The sequence below is a fragment of the Gordonia sp. CNJ-863 genome, from assembly GCF_001942325.1.
Taxonomy (GTDB): Bacteria; Actinomycetota; Actinomycetes; order Mycobacteriales; family Mycobacteriaceae; genus Gordonia; species Gordonia alkanivorans.
In genome coordinates this window covers 48,373-64,869 of record NZ_MKKG01000088.1, presented here as the reverse complement: position 1 = coordinate 64,869, position 16,497 = coordinate 48,373, and the positions used below count along the sequence as shown (strand labels likewise).

General features: G+C 68.5%; 15 protein-coding genes. 10 read left to right on the top strand and 5 right to left on the bottom strand.

Annotation, left to right across the window (positions count from 1 at the left end; all coding sequences use genetic code 11):
• Position 1 precedes the first annotated feature (1 nt).
• A complete protein-coding gene (gene cobT, locus BJF87_RS24075) occupies positions 2-1,780 on the top strand; it encodes a nicotinate-nucleotide--dimethylbenzimidazole phosphoribosyltransferase (RefSeq protein WP_075864055.1) in 1,779 nt (592 codons plus the stop codon).
• 25 nt (positions 1,781-1,805) lie between these two features.
• A complete protein-coding gene (locus tag BJF87_RS24070; RefSeq protein ID WP_075864071.1) occupies positions 1,806-2,591 on the top strand; it encodes an adenosylcobinamide-GDP ribazoletransferase in 786 nt (261 codons plus the stop codon).
• A gap of 74 nt (positions 2,592-2,665) precedes the next feature.
• Here the strand turns inward: BJF87_RS24070 and BJF87_RS24065 are convergent, their stop codons facing one another.
• Positions 2,666-3,772, bottom strand: a complete 1,107-nt coding sequence (locus BJF87_RS24065) for a branched-chain amino acid aminotransferase (RefSeq protein WP_035752784.1) — start codon at positions 3,770-3,772, stop codon at positions 2,666-2,668.
• Positions 3,773-3,860: 88 nt separating this feature from the next.
• A complete protein-coding gene (gcvT, locus tag BJF87_RS24060; RefSeq protein WP_075864054.1) occupies positions 3,861-4,964 on the bottom strand; it encodes a glycine cleavage system aminomethyltransferase GcvT in 1,104 nt (367 codons plus the stop codon).
• A gap of 88 nt (positions 4,965-5,052) precedes the next feature.
• Between gcvT and BJF87_RS24055 the strand changes: the two genes are divergently transcribed.
• The 6 genes from BJF87_RS24055 to BJF87_RS24030 all read left to right on the top strand — a co-directional run bounded on the left by BJF87_RS24055 (position 5,053) and on the right by BJF87_RS24030 (position 12,058).
• Positions 5,053-6,606, top strand: coding sequence for a leucyl aminopeptidase (locus BJF87_RS24055; RefSeq protein ID WP_075864053.1), 1,554 nt, complete (start codon positions 5,053-5,055; stop codon positions 6,604-6,606).
• A gap of 218 nt (positions 6,607-6,824) precedes the next feature.
• Complete coding sequence (gene sucB, locus BJF87_RS24050; protein ID WP_075864052.1) at positions 6,825-8,519, top strand: 2-oxoglutarate dehydrogenase, E2 component, dihydrolipoamide succinyltransferase; 1,695 nt, start codon at positions 6,825-6,827, stop codon at positions 8,517-8,519.
• Between the two features lie 25 nt (positions 8,520-8,544).
• Positions 8,545-9,441, top strand: coding sequence for a TIGR01777 family oxidoreductase (locus BJF87_RS24045; protein WP_006356819.1), 897 nt, complete (start codon positions 8,545-8,547; stop codon positions 9,439-9,441).
• A complete protein-coding gene (gene lipB / locus BJF87_RS24040; RefSeq protein ID WP_075864051.1) occupies positions 9,438-10,154 on the top strand; it encodes a lipoyl(octanoyl) transferase LipB in 717 nt (238 codons plus the stop codon). Before BJF87_RS24045 ends, lipB begins: the two co-directional genes overlap by 4 nt.
• Positions 10,151-11,248 (top strand): lipoyl synthase, encoded by a 1,098-nt coding sequence (gene lipA, locus BJF87_RS24035; RefSeq protein ID WP_075864050.1) that lies wholly within the window; start codon positions 10,151-10,153, stop codon positions 11,246-11,248. The genes lipB and lipA overlap by 4 nt, the downstream gene beginning before the upstream one ends.
• A 66-nt stretch (positions 11,249-11,314) precedes the next feature.
• On the top strand, positions 11,315-12,058 hold the full coding sequence (locus BJF87_RS24030; protein ID WP_006356816.1) for a DUF4191 domain-containing protein: 744 nt from the start codon (positions 11,315-11,317) through the stop codon (positions 12,056-12,058).
• An 82-nt stretch (positions 12,059-12,140) separates the two neighbouring features.
• Here BJF87_RS24030 and BJF87_RS24025 read toward each other — a convergent pair whose 3' ends face one another.
• Positions 12,141-12,644 (bottom strand): transporter, encoded by a 504-nt coding sequence (locus BJF87_RS24025; RefSeq protein WP_006356815.1) that lies wholly within the window; start codon positions 12,642-12,644, stop codon positions 12,141-12,143.
• 322 nt (positions 12,645-12,966) lie between these two features.
• On the opposite strand from BJF87_RS24025, the gene glnA reads away from it, so the two are divergent.
• The gene (gene glnA, locus BJF87_RS24020) at positions 12,967-14,400 is read left to right on the top strand and encodes a type I glutamate--ammonia ligase (RefSeq protein ID WP_006356814.1); all 1,434 of its coding nucleotides are present in this window, start codon (positions 12,967-12,969) and stop codon (positions 14,398-14,400) included.
• A gap of 274 nt (positions 14,401-14,674) precedes the next feature.
• A complete protein-coding gene (locus tag BJF87_RS24015) occupies positions 14,675-14,860 on the top strand; it encodes a hypothetical protein (RefSeq protein WP_075864049.1) in 186 nt (61 codons plus the stop codon).
• Between the two features lie 22 nt (positions 14,861-14,882).
• On the opposite strand, the gene BJF87_RS24010 is transcribed toward BJF87_RS24015, so the two are convergent.
• Positions 14,883-15,542, bottom strand: coding sequence for a heme oxygenase (biliverdin-producing) (locus BJF87_RS24010; protein ID WP_075864048.1), 660 nt, complete (start codon positions 15,540-15,542; stop codon positions 14,883-14,885).
• A complete protein-coding gene (locus BJF87_RS24005) occupies positions 15,539-16,489 on the bottom strand; it encodes an endonuclease/exonuclease/phosphatase family protein (protein WP_075864070.1) in 951 nt (316 codons plus the stop codon). The genes BJF87_RS24010 and BJF87_RS24005 overlap by 4 nt, the downstream gene beginning before the upstream one ends.
• Positions 16,490-16,497 lie beyond the last annotated feature (8 nt).

The window sequence follows — 16,497 nt, the reverse complement described above, 5'->3', positions numbered from 1 at the left end:
GATGGCCGATCGCGCTACGCGCACACTCGTCCTGGGCGGTGTGCGTTCGGGTAAATCCGCCCACGGCGAGTCGCTGCTCCGCGCGCATCAGCAGATCCGGTACCTGGCCACCGGTCCGGTGACCACGTCCGACGCCGAGTGGACGGCGCGGGTCAACACGCACAGGCAGCGTCGGGACGCCCGCTACACGACAATCGAGACCACCGACCTCGCCGAGGCCCTCCGCGCGGCACCCGACATCCCGGCCCTGGTCGACGACCTCGGCAGCTGGCTCACCGCGCGGATCGACGCCGTCGACGGCTGGGAATCGGGTTCGGGGATCGACCTCGACGCCGACATCACCGAACTCTGCGACTCGCTGCGGGCGATGAACGCCGACGTGGTGCTGATCAGTTCCGAGGTCGGGCTCTCGCTGGTTCCCCCGACGCCGGCGGGCCGGTTGTTCCAGGACCTGCTGGGCACTCTGAACTCGGCGGTGGCACAGGCGTGCGACCGGGTGTCCCTCGTGGTCGCCGGCCGCGTACTCGACCTGCCCGCCGACCCGTCTGCCGAAGACCACACCGGCGCAACGGTTTCCGCGGCACCCGCATCCGCCGTCGCGCCGGTCCTGACGGCACCGGTGGCGACTCCCGCCCCGGTCACGCCCGGACCTGTCGACGAGCCCACACCCGTCACGACCGCCGCCGAGCTCCCCGATCCCACCGACGCCGAGGTCTTCGGACCGATCACGCCCCCGAGCGAGGCGGTCGCCTTCGAGGCCCGCGAGCGCCAGAAGACGCTGACCAAGCCGCCGGGTTCGCTGGGACGCCTCGAGGAGATCGGGGTCTGGATCTCCGCGTGCCAGGGGCAGTGCCCGCCCGCGCCGATCACCTCGCCGAGCGTCGCCGTCTTCGCCGGCGATCACGGCGTCGCGCGCGGCGGTGTGTCGGCGTTCCCGCCCGAGGTCACCGCGCAGATGGTCGCCAACATCTCCTCGGGTGGCGCCGCGGTCAACGTGATGGCCGCTCGTGTCGGAGCCACGGTGATGGTCGTGGACATGTCCGTCGACGCCGACACATCTCCCCATCTCTCGACGTTCAAAGTCCGCCGCAGCAGCGAGGATCTACGCACCACCGACTCGATCACCCTCGCCGAGGCCCGCGCGGCGCTGGCCGCCGGCCGGGCGATCGCCGATCGGCTCATCGACTCCGGCAGCGACCTGCTGATCGCCGGCGAGATGGGCATCGGCAACACCACCCCGGCAACCGTCCTGATCGGTGCGCTCACGCGACGCGAGCCGGTCGAGATCGTCGGGCGCGGAACAGGTGTCGACGACCACGGCTGGATGCGGAAGACCGCCGCGATCCGCGACGGCATGCGCCGGGCCCGCAAGGTCGTGCACGACCCGCTCGCCCTCCTCGCCGCCGTTGGTGGCGCCGACCTGACGGCCACCGCGGGTTTCCTCGCGCAGGCCGCGCTCCGGCGCACGCCCGTCATCCTCGACGGCGTCGTGATCACCGCGGCCGCGATGGTCGCCAACGAACTCGCACCCGGCGCCATGCGCTGGTGGATCGCCGGGCACCGCTCGGTGGAGCCCGCGCATCAGATCGCGCTCGATCACCTCGATCTCGAACCGGTCCTCGACCTGTCGATGCGCCTCGGCGAGGGCAGTGGCGCGGTCCTGGCGCTGCCGGTCGTGCAGTCGGCCGCCGACATCCTCATCTCGATGGCGACCTTCGCCGAGGCCGGGGTGACCGACCGCGACGACGCGGCCGTTCCCGAAGCCGCCGAGTCGTCCTGACACCCACGACATGTCCGGTCGCGCGATGATGTCGCCGCTGCGGGCGGTCCGGACCGCGTTGAGCTGGATGACCGTCCTCCCCGTCGGTACGGGGGCCGATGCGGAGGAGACACCGGATCGCGCGGTGGGCGGTGCGGTGATGTCCGCACTCCCCGTCGTCGGCATCGTGGTGGGTGCCGCAGCGGCGGCCCTCGCGTTCGGGGTGTCGTTCACCGACCTCCCCACCGCACTCATCGGCGTTCTCGTCGTCGTCCTGACCGCGGCGCTCACGCGGGGAATGCATCTCGACGGCCTGGCCGACACCGCCGACGGACTCGGTTGTTACGGACCGCCGGAGCGGATCGCCGAGGTCATGCGCAGCGGCACGGTCGGTCCGTTCGGCGTCGCGACCCTGGTGCTCACACTGGGCGTACAGGCCGCCGGGTCGACCGGCCTCGTCGGCGAATCCCGTTGGTACGAGCTCGCTTTTGCCATCGCCCTGGGACGGCTGGGAGCTGTGGTCGGTACCCGGCGATCGATCTCCCCGGCTCATCCGAACGGCTTCGGTGCCCTCGTCGCCGGCACGCAGCGGTTGTCGATCCCGGTGTGGGGTCTTCTCGCCGCCGTAGCCACGGTCCCGATCGGATTGCGCGACAATGGATTCGACGCCGCCGCGGTGGTACAGGCGCTCGTCGTCGTTCTCGCGGTCGTGGTGTTCGCGTGGGTCTTCACGCGGCACTGCGCGCGACGCATGGGCGGTCTCAACGGCGACGTGCTGGGGGCGACCATCGAACTCGGTGTCGCCCTCGCCCTCGTCGGCCTGCTCATCTGAATCGCCGCCCAGAATGGTTCTGGCGCCACGATCAGCGGATCGTGGCGCCAGAAACGTCTGTGCTGCGGTCGGACTCAGGCCCGGTACAGCTCCGTCATCCACCCGTGGGTATCGGCGAAGGTGCCGCGCTGGATGCCCGTGAGGGTGTCGCGGAGGGCCTGGGTGACCTCACCGGTCTGACCGTTGTTGATCGTGTAGTCCTCGCCCACACCCTTGACGTGACCGACCGGGGTGATCACCGCGGCGGTGCCACAGGCGAAGACCTCGGTGATGTCTCCCGAGGCGACACCCTTGCGGAGCTCCTCGGTGGTGATCTTGCGCTCCTCGACCGCGAAACCGGCGTCGGTGGCCAGCGTCAGCAGCGACGAGCGGGTGATGCCGGGGAGAAGCGAACCCGAGAGTTCCGGGGTCACGAGGCGGGCGTCGGCGCCGGAGCCGAACACGAAGAACAGGTTCATGCCGCCCATCTCCTCGATGTAGCGGCGTTCGATGGCGTCGAGCCACACGACCTGGTCGCAACCCTGCTCGGTGGCCTGACGCTGCGCCAGGAAGGCCGCGGCGTAGTTGCCGCCGCACTTGGCGAAGCCGGTGCCACCGGGCGCGGCGCGCACGTACTCGGTGGACAGCCACACGCTGACGGGCTTGATGCCGCCCGAGAAGTAGGCGCCGGCCGGCGAGGCGATGACGGAGTAGATGTACTGCGACGACGGCGCATTGACGCCGAGGCCCGCCTGCGAGGCGAACATGAAGGGCCGCAGGTACAGCGCCTCCTCACCGCCTGACGGCGGAACCCACGCGTTGTCGGCGTCGAGCAGCGCCTTGAGCGACTCGATGAAGTCCTCGACCGGGAGCGCCGGCATGGCGAGACGCTCGGCGCTGCGCTGCATCCGCTCCGCGTTGGCCTCCGGGCGGAAGGCGGCGATCGACCCGTTGGGCTGACGGTAGGCCTTGAGACCTTCGAAGACCTCTTGACCGTAGTGCAGCACCATCGCCGAGGGATCGAGGGCGATCGGTCCGTACGGCCGTACCTGCGCGTTGTGCCAACCCTTGTCCGCGTCGTAGTCCACCATCACCATGTTGTCGGTGAAGTAGCGGCCGAATCCCGGGGCGGTGAGAATCTCCGCCCGACGGTTCTCCGACACCGGATGGGGATGCTCGGTACGGTTGAACTCCAAGGTCATGCGGCCCATGGTACCGCTGGCCGCAAAAGCATTTCCGCGCCCGTCCGATGCGTGCGAGGCGGGCCCATGGACCTGCGGCACACCGCGGTCACACGTGCGAGGGCACGAACGGCGGGATGACGACCTCGCAGGCGAGATCCCGTCCGCGCACGTCGACGACCACCTGATCGCCCTTCTTGACGCCCGAGGCGGTATCCAGCAGCGCGAGCGCGATTCCCTGCTTGAGGGTCGGCGAGAACGTTCCGGAGGTGCACACCCCGATCCGGGTGTCCCCGAGCTTGACCGCGCAGTCGGCGCGCGGCACACCACGGCCGGTCGCCTTCAGTCCGTAGAGACGACGCGCCGGGCCCGCCTCCTTCTCGGCGAGCAGGGCGTCGCGGCCGAAGAACGACGGCTTGTCCCAGCCGACCGCCCAGCTCGACCGCGCCTGCACCGGGGTGATCTCCGGGCTGAGTTCGTGACCGTGCAGGGCGTAACCCATCTCGGTGCGCAGGGTGTCGCGGGCACCCAGGCCGGCGGCCTGCCCACCCGCCGCGGTGATCGCCTCGAGCAGCACGTCGAAGACGGCGCCGGCGTCGTCCCAGCGGGGCAGGATCTCGTAACCGCGTTCGCCGGTGTATCCGGTGCGGCACACGCGGACCGGCTTGTCGCCGTCGGCGGTGGACAGCTCGGCATCGGCGAATGCCATGTACTCCATGTCGGCGGGCAGGCCGAGTCCGGTGAGGACCTCCGGCGAGCGCGGCCCCTGCACGGCGAGGACCGCGAAGTCGCGGTGCTGGTCGGTGATCGAGATCCCCTCCGGCGCCACGGCCGTCATCTGCGCGACGACGGCCGCGGTGTTCGCCGCGTTGGGGACCAGGAACACCTCGTCATCGCTCACCAGATAGGTGATGAGGTCGTCGACGACACCACCGGATTCGTTGCAGCACAGCGTGTACTGCGCCTTCCCGGGACCGATCTTGCCGAGATCGTTGGTGAGGGTCGAGTTCACGAACGCGGCGGCGCCGGGACCCGACACCAGCGCCTTGCCGAGGTGGCTGACGTCGAAGATCGCCACGGACTCACGGACCGCGGTGTGCTCGGCGACGGTGCCCGCATAAGCAACCGGCATGTTCCAGCCGCCGAACTCGGCGAAACTCGCACCGAGTGCTGCGTGACGGTCGGCGATGGGTCCGGCGAGGAGTTCACTCATGGCCCATACGGTATCGGGCCGCACCCGCCGGGCGGGCCGGTCCCGCGGTCACCGTCGACATCCGGCGCGCTGTGGCAGAGTTGAGCGGATGAGCAAGAACGACACCGTCGACCGCGTACGCGGCCCCGAATTCGACCTGTCCACCTCGATCGGCAAGGGCGACACCGCCCTGGTCATCGGCCTGATCAGTGCGCCGGACGGCGACGAGAAGGCCGACGGCAAGGGTGAATCCACCGCCGAACCGACGCTCGCCATCGGCGACGGCGTGCTCGACGACGCCCAGGCCGCGGCGATCACCGCCGCACTGACGGCCCTCGGCGCCACTGGTAAGCACGGCGAGGTCACCCGCCTCGCGGCACCCGAGTCGCTGCCCGTCGACCTCGTCGTCGCGGTCGGTCTCGGCGACGCCGACAACCTCGACGACGCCGACCAGGTTCGTCAGGCTGCCGGCATCGTCGCCCGCGAACTCGACGGCCTCGAGTCGGTGGCGACCACCCTCTCGTCGGTCGACCTCGCCGCCGCCGCCGAGGGCCTGTTCCTCGGCGCGTACCGGTTCGACGAGTTCCGCTCCGAGTCGTCGAAGCCGAAGAAGACACCGCCGCAACACATCACACTGCTGGTGGAGTCGAAGTCCAAGGAGGCCAAGGCTGACCTCGACCGCGCGATCGCGGTCGCGGACTCCGTCGCCATCGCCCGCGACTTCGTCAACACCCCGCCGAGCCACCTGTTCCCCGAGGAGTTCGCGGCCCGCGCCCGCACGCTCGGCTCGAAGGCCGGACTGAAGGTCGAGATCCTCGACGACAAGGAACTCGAGGCCCAGGGTTACGGCGGCATCATCGGCGTCGGCAAGGGCTCCTCACGTCTCCCCCGCCTGGTGCGCCTGACCCACACGGGCAAGAAGGCGACCAAGAAGGTCGCCCTCGTCGGCAAGGGCATCACCTTCGACACCGGCGGCATCTCCATCAAGCCGGCCGCGAACATGGACCAGATGACCTCGGACATGGGCGGTGCAGCCGCGGTCATCGCCGCGACCATCCTGGCCGCCCGGCTCGACCTCGACGTCTCGGTCACCGCGACCGTGCCGATGGCCGAGAACATGCCGTCGTCGACGGCCCAGCGTCCCGGCGACGTGCTGACCCAGTACGGCGGACGGACGGTCGAGGTCCTCAACACCGACGCCGAGGGCCGGCTGATCCTCGCCGACGCGATCGTGCGCGCGGCCGAGGACGACCCCGACTACCTCATCGACACCGCGACCCTGACCGGCGCGCAGATGGTTGCGCTCGGCACCCGCACCCCGGGTGTCATGGGCACCGAGGAGTTCCGCGACCGCGTCGCCGCCCGGTCGGCCGACGTCGGCGAGAACGCATGGGCGATGCCGCTGCCCGCCGAGCTGCGCGCGGACCTCAAGTCCCGGGTCGCAGATCTCGCCAACGTCACCCCGCACCGCTGGGGCGGCATGCTCGCCGCGGGCATCTTCCTCAAGGAGTTCGTCCCGGAGGACGTGCAGTGGGCCCACATCGACATCGCCGGACCGGCGTTCAACACCGGCGGACCGTGGGGCTACACCACCAAGGGCGGCACGGGCGTACCCGTCCGCACCATCGCGGCGGTCCTCGAGGACATCGCAACCAACGGCTGAGATGTCATGCCGTCGCCGGTTGAGAATCGTTACCCGCGAGTACGAGCCGAATCCGGTCGGCGGAGCGGCGTACGGGTAGGGTGATCCGCGGGGATGAGTGGCTGACCCGCCACCCATCTCGGCGGTCCCCTGACCGCTTCCCACCCCCGTGCCCACGGAGCACACACCGACGGGCCACCCCCTACAGACCACCACGTCGAGTTCAGGAGTTCACAACGATGGCCTTCTCCGTCCAGATGCCCGCCCTTGGTGAAAGTGTCACCGAGGGGACAGTCACCCGGTGGCTGAAGGAGGAGGGCGACACCGTTGAGGCCGACGAGCCCTTGCTCGAGGTGTCGACCGACAAGGTCGACACGGAGATCCCGGCCCCGACGTCGGGCGTGCTGACGAAGATCATCGCCCAGGAGGACGACGTCGTCGAGGTCGGTGGCGAACTCGCACTGATCGGCGACGCCGACGATTCCGGTTCCGACGATTCCGGCTCGGACGATTCGGCCGGGGGCGACGAGCCCACCGAGGCCGCTCCGGAGCCCGCGCCCGAGGAGGCGGCCGAGGAGCCGTCCACCGAAGAAGAGGCACCCGCCGAGAAGCCCACCGCCGATACCGGTTCCGGTTCGGCCGAGGGCACCGACGTCCTCATGCCGGAGCTCGGCGAGTCCGTCACCGAGGGCACGGTGACCAACTGGCTCAAGGCCGTCGGTGACGAGGTCGCCGCGGACGAACCGCTGCTCGAGGTCTCCACCGACAAGGTCGACACCGAGATCCCCTCGCCGGTTGCCGGCACCCTGCTCGAGATCCTCGCCCAGGAGGACGACGTCGTCGAGGTCGGCGGCAAGCTGGCCGTCATCGGTGACGCCTCGGCCGCGCCGGCCGAGAAGGAGTCGGAGCCCGAGCCCGAGCCCAAGGAAGAGCCGAAGGCCGAGGCCCCGGCGAAGTCGAACCCGCCGACCGTCGAGTCGACGCCGTACGTGACCCCGCTGGTGCGCAAGCTGGCCGCGGAGAACAACATCGACCTGAACTCGATCAAGGGCACCGGCGTCGGTGGCCGCATCCGCAAGCAGGACGTGCTGGCCGCGGCCGAGGCCGCCGAGAAGCCGGCCGCCGCCCCGGAGCAGAAGGCAGAGCCGGCCGCCGCCGCATCTTCTTCGTCGTCGTCGGCATCGCCGGAGATCCGTCCGGAGCTCGCCGAGTTGCGCGGGACCACCCAGAAGATCAACCGGATCCGCCAGATCACCGCCAAGAAGACCCGCGAGTCGCTGCAGCAGTCCGCTCAGCTCACGCAGGTGTTCGAGGTCGACATGAGCAAGATCGTCAGCCTGCGTAAGGCGGCCAAGGAAAACTTCAAGGCGTCCGAGGGTGTCAACCTGACCTTCCTGCCGTTCATCGCCAAGGCGGTCGTCGAGGCTCTGAAGGCGCACCCGAACGTCAACGCGTCGATCGACGAGGACGCCAAGGAGATCACCTACTACGACAAGGTGCACCTCGGCATCGCCGTCGACACCCCGCAGGGTCTGCTGTCGCCGGTCATCCACAACGCCGACGACCTGTCGGTGGCCGGCCTCGCCCGCGCCATCGCCGACATCGCCGCGCGTGCACGCTCCAACGGCCTCAAGCCCGACGAGCTCGCCGGCGGCACCTTCACCATCACCAACATCGGTAGCCAGGGCGCCCTGTTCGACACCCCGATCCTGGTCCCGCCGCAGGCGGCGATGCTGGGTACCGGTGCGATCGTCAAGCGTCCGGTCGTCATCACCGACGAGGACGGTTCGGAGTCGATCGCGGTGCGGTCGATGTCGTACCTGCCGCTGACCTACGATCACCGCCTCATCGACGGCGCCGACGCGGGCCGCTTCCTCACCACCGTGAAGAAGCGCCTCGAAGAGGCCTCGTTCGCCGCGGACCTGGGCCTCTAGGCACCCGACGACGTCGAGGCGTTCGATGCGTATAGCCGTCGCAGGATCACAGGGCCTCATCGGGAACGCCCTGGTCAACTCGCTGCGCGCGGCGGGCCACACGGTCATCCGTCTGGTCCGCCGCGAGGCGCTCGCCGACGACGAGTTCAGCTGGGATCCCGAGACCATCGGGATGCCGCCGGAGAGCCTCGAGGGCGTCGATGCGGTGGTCTCGCTCGGCGGGGTCGGCGTCGGTAACGGCCGCTGGACCGGCCGATTCAAGCAGGAGCTGCGCGACTCCCGCATCACTCCGACCGAGGTGCTCGCCGAGGCCGTGCGCGATCTCGGCATCCCGACCTTCATCAGCGCCAGCGCCACCGGCTTCTACGGCGACACCGGAACCCGGGCCGCGGTCGAAACCGACGGTCCCGGTAAGGGTTTCCTCGCCGAGCTGGTCGTCGACTGGGAGAAGGCCGCGACCACCAACGCCGGCCCCGACACCCGCGTCGTCCTGCTCCGGACCGCGCCGGTCCTCAGTTCGCAGGGCGGTCTGCTCGGCAAGCTCCGCCCGCTGTTCAAGCTCGGGCTCGGCGGTCCGATCGGCAACGGCAAGCAGTACTTCTCCTGGATCAGCCTCATCGACGAGGTGCGGGCGATCGAGTTCCTCCTCGACTCCCCCGACATCGCCGGCCCGGTCAACCTGAGTGCTCCCGGATCGCTGCCCTTCGGCGAGTTCTGCAAGGCACTCGGCAAGGCCGTGCACCGCCCCGCCGTGATGCAGGTGCCCGAGTTCGTGGCACGCCGCGTCGGCGGCGAGATGGCCGAGGAAATGATTCTGTTCAGTCAACGCGTTGAACCCCGTGTGCTCACCGACCACGGATTCACGTTCAACCACCCCGAAATCCGCGAGGCCCTGACCTACGCGACGAAGCCGGCATCATGACCCATCGTTCCGTCCGCGCCGACTCGGCACCTGTCGAGGTCCGGCGCCTGGGCACCGTCGACTACCGCGACGCCTACGACATGCAGCACCGGCTCGCGACCGAGCGCGCCGACGGCACGCTCGACCACGACGTCCTGCTCCTGCTCGAACACCCGTCGACCTACACCGCGGGCAAACGCACCGAGGACGCCGATCGCCCCACCAACGGCGCACCCGTCATCGACGTCGACCGCGGCGGCCGCATCACCTGGCACGGACCGGGACAGCTCGTCGGCTACCCGATCGTGAAGCTCGCCGAACCGCTCGACGTCGTCGAGTACGTGCGACGCCTCGAAAGTGCTCTCATCTCCGTGTGCGCGGACCTCGGCGTCACCACCGGTCGCGTCGAGGGACGCTCGGGCGTGTGGATCGACGACGACGCGGGTGAGCGAAAGCTCGGCCAGATCGGCATCCGCGTCGCGCGCGGCGTCGCGCTGCACGGGTTCGCCCTCAACATCGACCCCGACCTGTCGGCCTTCGAGGCCATCGTGCCGTGCGGGATCGCCGACGCCGGCGTCACCTCGCTGTCCCGTGAACTGGCACAACCGATCTCGGTGGCCTCCCTGCTCGACACCGTCGCGGCCGCCGTGCTCGACGCCCTGGACACCCCGCGGGAGGCCGCTCCGACGGCCTCCGAGAAGCCCACGACGGCGAGCGTAGGATCGGTTCGGTGACCGCGTCCCCCCTCACCCCCGGACCCGGTGCCCCCGACGCCACACCCCCGGCCTCGGCTACCGCACCGAAGACCACCGCTCCCGCTTCGCCCGCTCCCGAGGGCCGCAAACTGCTGCGCCTCGAGGTGCGTAACGCGCAGACGCCGATCGAGCGCAAGCCCAGCTGGATCAAGACCCGCGCGACGATGGGCCCGGAGTTCACCGAACTCAAGGGCCTCGTCAAGGGCGAGGGCCTGCACACCGTCTGCGAGGAGGCGGGCTGCCCCAACATCTACGAATGCTGGGAAGACCGCGAGGCCACCTTCCTCATCGGCGGCGAGCAGTGCACCCGACGCTGCGACTTCTGCCAGATCGACACCGGCAAGCCCGCCGCACTCGACCGTGACGAGCCGCGGCGCGTCGCCGAGAGCGTCCAGGCCATGGGTCTGCGCTACTCGACGATCACCGGAGTCGCCCGCGACGACCTGCCCGACGAGGGTGCGTGGCTCTACGCCGAGACCGTCCGCGCCATCCACCGCCTCAACCCCGGTACCGGCGTCGAGAACCTGATCCCGGATTTCCACGCCAAGCCCGACCTGCTGGCCGAGGTGTTCGATGCCCGGCCGGAGGTGCTCGCCCACAACCTCGAGACGGTGCCCCGCATCTTCAAGCGCATCCGTCCGGCGTTCCGGTACGAGCGCTCCCTCGAGGTCATCACCGCCGCTCGCGATTTCGGCCTGGTGACGAAGTCGAACCTGATCCTCGGCATGGGCGAGACCCCCGAAGAGGTGCAGTCGGCCATCATCGACCTGCACGAGGCCGGTTGCGACATCTTGACGATCACCCAGTACCTGCGTCCCTCGCCGCGGCACCATCCCGTCGAGCGGTGGGTCAAGCCGGAGGAGTTCGTCGACCACTCCGAGTTCGCCCAGGAGATCGGCTTCGCCGGTGTCATGGCCGGACCGCTGGTGCGGTCGTCCTATCGCGCCGGCCGCCTGTACGCGCAGGCCATGGCCCATCACGGCCGCGAGATCTCGCCCGCCCTGGCACACCTCGCTGCCGAGGGTTCCGCCAGCCAGGAGGCGTCCAGCCTGATGGCTCGCCTCGCGCGCTGACCGCATCCGCACCCCGCCTGCCGACCATGCGGCAGGTCACCTGACGACCGGACGTAAACTGGCCGTATGGCAAAGGCGCAGTCCGTGAGCAAGGAAGCAAAGGCCGCTAAGAAGCAGGCCCGCAAGGCTGCATCGAAGGAACGGCGCCAGCAGTTGTGGCAGGCGTTCCAGATGCAGCGCAAGGAAGACAAGCGACTCATCCCCTACATGGTGGGTGTGATCGTGCTGTCCATCGCCGTGTTCACCGCGCTCGGCTTCCTGCTGGGCTCGCCATGGCTGCTGATCCCGCTCGGCCTCGTGCTGGGTGTGCTCGGTGCGTTCATCCTGTTCGGCCGTCGTGTGCAGAAGAACGTCTACACCAAGGCCGAGGGCCAGCCCGGTGCCGCCGGATGGGCGCTGGGCAACATGCGCGGCCAGTGGCGCGTCGCGCAGGCCGTCTCGGGCACCTCGCACCTCGACGCCGTGCACCGGGTCATCGGCAAGCCGGGCGTGATCCTCGTCGGTGAGGGCTCCCCGACCCGCGTGAAGTCCCTGCTGAACCAGGAGAAGAAGAAGGCCGCCCGCGTCGTCGGCGACACCCCGATCTACGAGATCATGGTCGGCAACGACGACGGCCAGGTCCCGCTGTCCAAGCTCGAGCGTCACATCAACAAGCTGCCCAGCAACATCGACCGCAAGCGCATGGAAACCCTCGAGGGCCGTCTCGCCGCGCTCAGCAGCAAGGCTCCCGGTCCCGGTATGCCCAAGGGCCCGCTGCCCGGCAACGCGAAGATGAAGAGCATGCAGCGCACCGCGCGTCGTCGCGGCTGATTCGCAAACCCACCCTTGTTCCGTAAAGCCACCGCCCGCACGGGCGGTGGCTTTACGGATTCGTGGTGGGTTTACCGAACGCTCAGCGCGTCCGGACGATCGCCGTGCCCGTCGCGCGGTCGTGCAGGGCGCGGCCGTTGTAGTCGTTGATCAGGGCCGGCACCAGGAACACCATCAGCAACTGGCGGAAGAAGGCCCGCACGATGCCGACGGACGCGGGGCTCTCCTTGCCGGCGGCTTCGGCGGCGTTGCGCTCGGGCCCGAAGTCGACACGGGCCACGCGCATCCCGACGACGAACTGGCCGGGGGTGAAGCCGAACAGCGAGACCGCGAAGATTCCCATCACGAACCAGATGCCGAGCTGGGTGGTGCCCAGGACCGACGACTCGAATCCGACGAACAGGATCGCGAGCCCACCGGCGATCAGCCAGTCGACGAGCAGGCCTGCCACGCGCGGCCACCCGGTGGCCAGCGAGCCGGGTCCGGACGCGGGCAGACCGAGGTCCTGACCGCGGAAATCGTTGTCGACGCCGTCGCCGGGACCGATCTGCGGTCCCGACAGCCAGGAACCGGTTACTCGTCCCATCGTGATGACTCCTCTCGCGACCGTGGCTCGCCGTCGACGACCACGGCGTTCGTTGGGTCCATCGTAGTCGGGGCCGTTACCCCTACCGCCCGCCCCGGTGCCCGCAGCGGGCTAGGGTGGGATCCGCCGAGTGCGTTCACCGAGGTATGAGCCGTGTGTTGCCAAGAACACCGGTGTGTAACACGGGGGAAACACGGACTTGACGCCTGGGCAACTTCGCCTCCATACGGTTGCCGCTGAGATCCGCTGCTGTTTCTCGGCGGCGGATGTGTGTGGCGTGTCAGTACCACTGACCACCCGATCACGAAGGAGTCACCGCACGGTGTACAGCAGTAAAGAAGAACTACTCGAGGGCATCAAGAAGGAAGGTGTCGAGTACGTCGACATCCGATTCTGCGACCTGCCCGGTGTCATGCAGCACTTCTCGATCCCCGCTTCGGCGTTCGACGAGAGCGTGTTCGAGGACGGTCTGGCATTCGACGGTTCGTCGGTGCGCGGCTTCCAGTCGATCAACGAGTCGGACATGATGCTGCTGCCCGACCCGGCCACCGCGCGGATCGATCCTTTCCGCAAGGCGAAGACGATGAACATCAGCTTCTTCGTCCACGACCCGTTCACCCGTGAGGCCTACAGCCGCGACCCGCGTAACGTCGCGCGCAAGGCCGAGGACTACCTGGCCTCGACCGGCATCGCCGACACCTGCTTCTTCGGTGCAGAGGCCGAGTTCTACATCTTCGACTCGGTGTCCTTCGGCTCGGAGATGAACGGCACCTTCTACGAGATCGAGTCGGAGTCGGGCTGGTGGAACACCGCCTCGCCGACCGATCCCGACGGCAGCCCCAACCTGGGTTACAAGGTCCGCCCCAAGGGTGGCTACTTCCCGGTTGCTCCGTACGACCACTACGTCGACCTGCGCGACGAGATGTCGACCAATCTGCAGAACTCGGGCTTCGAGCTCGAGCGCGGCCACCACGAGGTCGGCACCGCGGGCCAGGCGGAGATCAACTACAAGTTCAACACGCTGCTCCACGCGGCCGATGACGTGCAGCTGTTCAAGTACATCATCAAGAACACCGCATGGCAGAACAACAAGTCGGTCACCTTCATGCCGAAGCCGCTCTTCGGTGACAACGGCTCGGGCATGCACGCCCACCAGTCGCTGTGGAAGGACGGCAAGCCGCTGTTCCACGACGAGGCCGGCTACGCAGGCCTGTCGGATCTGGCTCGCTACTACATCGGCGGCATCCTGCACCACGCCCCGTCGCTGCTGGCGTTCACCAACCCGACGGTCAACTCCTACAAGCGTCTGGTCCCGGGCTACGAGGCACCGATCAACCTGGTCTACAGCCAGCGCAACCGTTCGGCCTGTGTGCGTATCCCGATCACCGGCAACAACCCGAAGGCCAAGCGCCTCGAGTTCCGTTGCCCGGACAGCTCGGGCAACCCGTACCTGGCGTTCGCCGCGATGATGATGGCCGGCCTGGACGGCATCAAGAACAAGATCGAGCCGCACGAGCCGGTCGACAAGGACCTCTACGAGCTCCCGCCGGAGGAGGCCAAGTCGATCCCGCAGGCGCCGACCTCGCTCGCCGCTGTCATCGACCGCCTCGAAGAGGATCACGAGTACCTCACCGCCGGTGGCGTGTTCACCGAGGACCTCATCGAGACCTGGATCGCGCTGAAGCGTGAGAACGAGATCGAGCCGGTGCAGATCCGTCCGCACCCGTACGAGTTCTCGCTGTACTACGACTGCTGATCCAAGCACTCGTCACGACGCCCCGTCCGCGTTCTCGCGGACGGGGCGTTCGTCGTCGATGGGGCGCCTGCGCGCTTCCTCGCCGCGGCGTTCGCCGACCCCTCGATGCAGGATTCCGACTCCGGCGAGGAACTGGAGCTCGGGCTGATGATGGTGATACTCGACGGAGTCGAACGTCTCATTGCGAGGACCTGAACAGACCGTGTTGTGATCTGCCGCACAAATGTGACTTCTTGCTCTGCCGTACCACAAGGTAGGGCCTTAGTTTGGTCGCATGACCAGAGACGTGTACGTCGAAGACCTTGTCCCCGGTGATCGCATCAGCCTCGAGGGCACCCCGCGCGTGGTTCGCACCACCAGGCGACTCGACAACAATCAGTTGCGCATCGAACTGGTCAAGGGCAACGACGACCTCCACGAGGTCGTGCTGGACCGCACCGTCAAGCTCCAGGTGAACTGAACCCCAACGGGTTCTGCCGCTCTCAGGCGGCGCTGGCCGAGTCGAGGTCGCCGAAGACCGCCTGGTTGTGGCCGAATGCGGCGACCGCCTCGTCGACGAGCCGTTCCACGGCTGCGGCGTCGAGCGGCAGGGCGTCGAGCCGCGCGCGATAGGAATCCTTGTAGCGCTTGAGTTTCTCGATCTCGTCGAAGGTGTAGAAACTCAGCGCCGAAGCGTCGACACCGTAGTGCTCACGCATGCGATGGGCCACGACCTGTCCCCCGCTCAGGTCGCCGAGGTATCGCGTGTAGTGGTGTGCCACATAGCGAGCCGGATCATCTCGGGTGGCCTCGATGGCCTCGACGTACCGCGCGACCGCCGGCAGCGGTGCGAACGAACTCGGGTCGACGCCGAACGACGCGAGATCGGCACCGAGCCTGGGCAGCCGACGCAACTTGTCGTCGATGACGGCACCGGCGATCGGATCATCGGCGAGGTCGTCACCGACGGCTTCGAGGGCCTCGTAGACGAAATACAGCTGAACGGCCAGCCTCTGGTATTCACCGCTGTCGAGACGACCGGACATCAGGTCGTCGATGAAGGGGGCGGTCTCGGCGCTCTGGTGCGCGGCGGCGGTCGCCTCGCGGAGCCGTTGGGAAATGCTGGGGTCCGCGGTGTCGGGATCGGAGATGCTGGCGCTCATGATGCAATCAGTGATACCACCAGCGCCCGGTGATCGGAACCTGGCAGGTAGTGGCTGTCCATCGACGTGGCCACAAATCCGCGCAGGATGACCCGATCGATGGCGACGAGCGGACGATTGCCGATCCTCTTGTCGGTCGGATACGTCGGCAGGAAGCCCGCGCCCGCCACGTCGGTGCCGTCGACGAGACCGTTGGTCAGGAGTCTGCGGTATGTCGCGTGGTTCCAGGTGGAGTTGAAATCGCCGATCGCAACCACCCGCCCCGCGGGCAGTTTCGCGAAGTGGTCGGCCAGGATGCCCATGTCGTGGAACCAACCGCCGTTCTTTCCCCACAGCGGCGCGGCCGGGTGAATGGCCAGCACGTGCGTACCGGGTGCGCCGGGCAGGTCGGTGCGCGCCTGCAGGTTGTGGAGGATGGTGTCGGGGATGTTCAGCTGATCCGTCAGGGTCGTCCTGGTGAACAACGCCGTGCCCGCCGCGTACGGATACGGGATGGCGAACTCGTTCGGCAGGAGGCGTGCGATCTCGCCGCCGCGAATACGTTCCAGCGCTTCGGGAGTCACCTCCTGCAGGGAGAGCAGGTCGGGGTCCGCCTCGGCCACGATCCTCTCCAGCTCACCGATGTCGCCGCCGCCGAACAGCAGATTTGCGGACACGACGGTGAACTCCTCACCCTCCGGCGCGCTCGCGGGAATCACCAGCGGGACCTGGGTGTAGGCCAGTACGCCGGACACCACGAGCGCGATGGCCAGCATGAACCAGCGGCGCAGGGCCGCGAAGACCGCGATGGCGACGAGCGCCGGGACGAGCGCGAAGACCACCCCGCTCGTCAGATACAGCGCGACGTTGCCGCGCGAGGGATAGAAGTGCAGCCACACCCCCAGCAACACCCCGGCCAGCATCGCCCAGCCGAGGATGTACGCCGACACCCACAGAAATCTCTTCATCTGTCCCC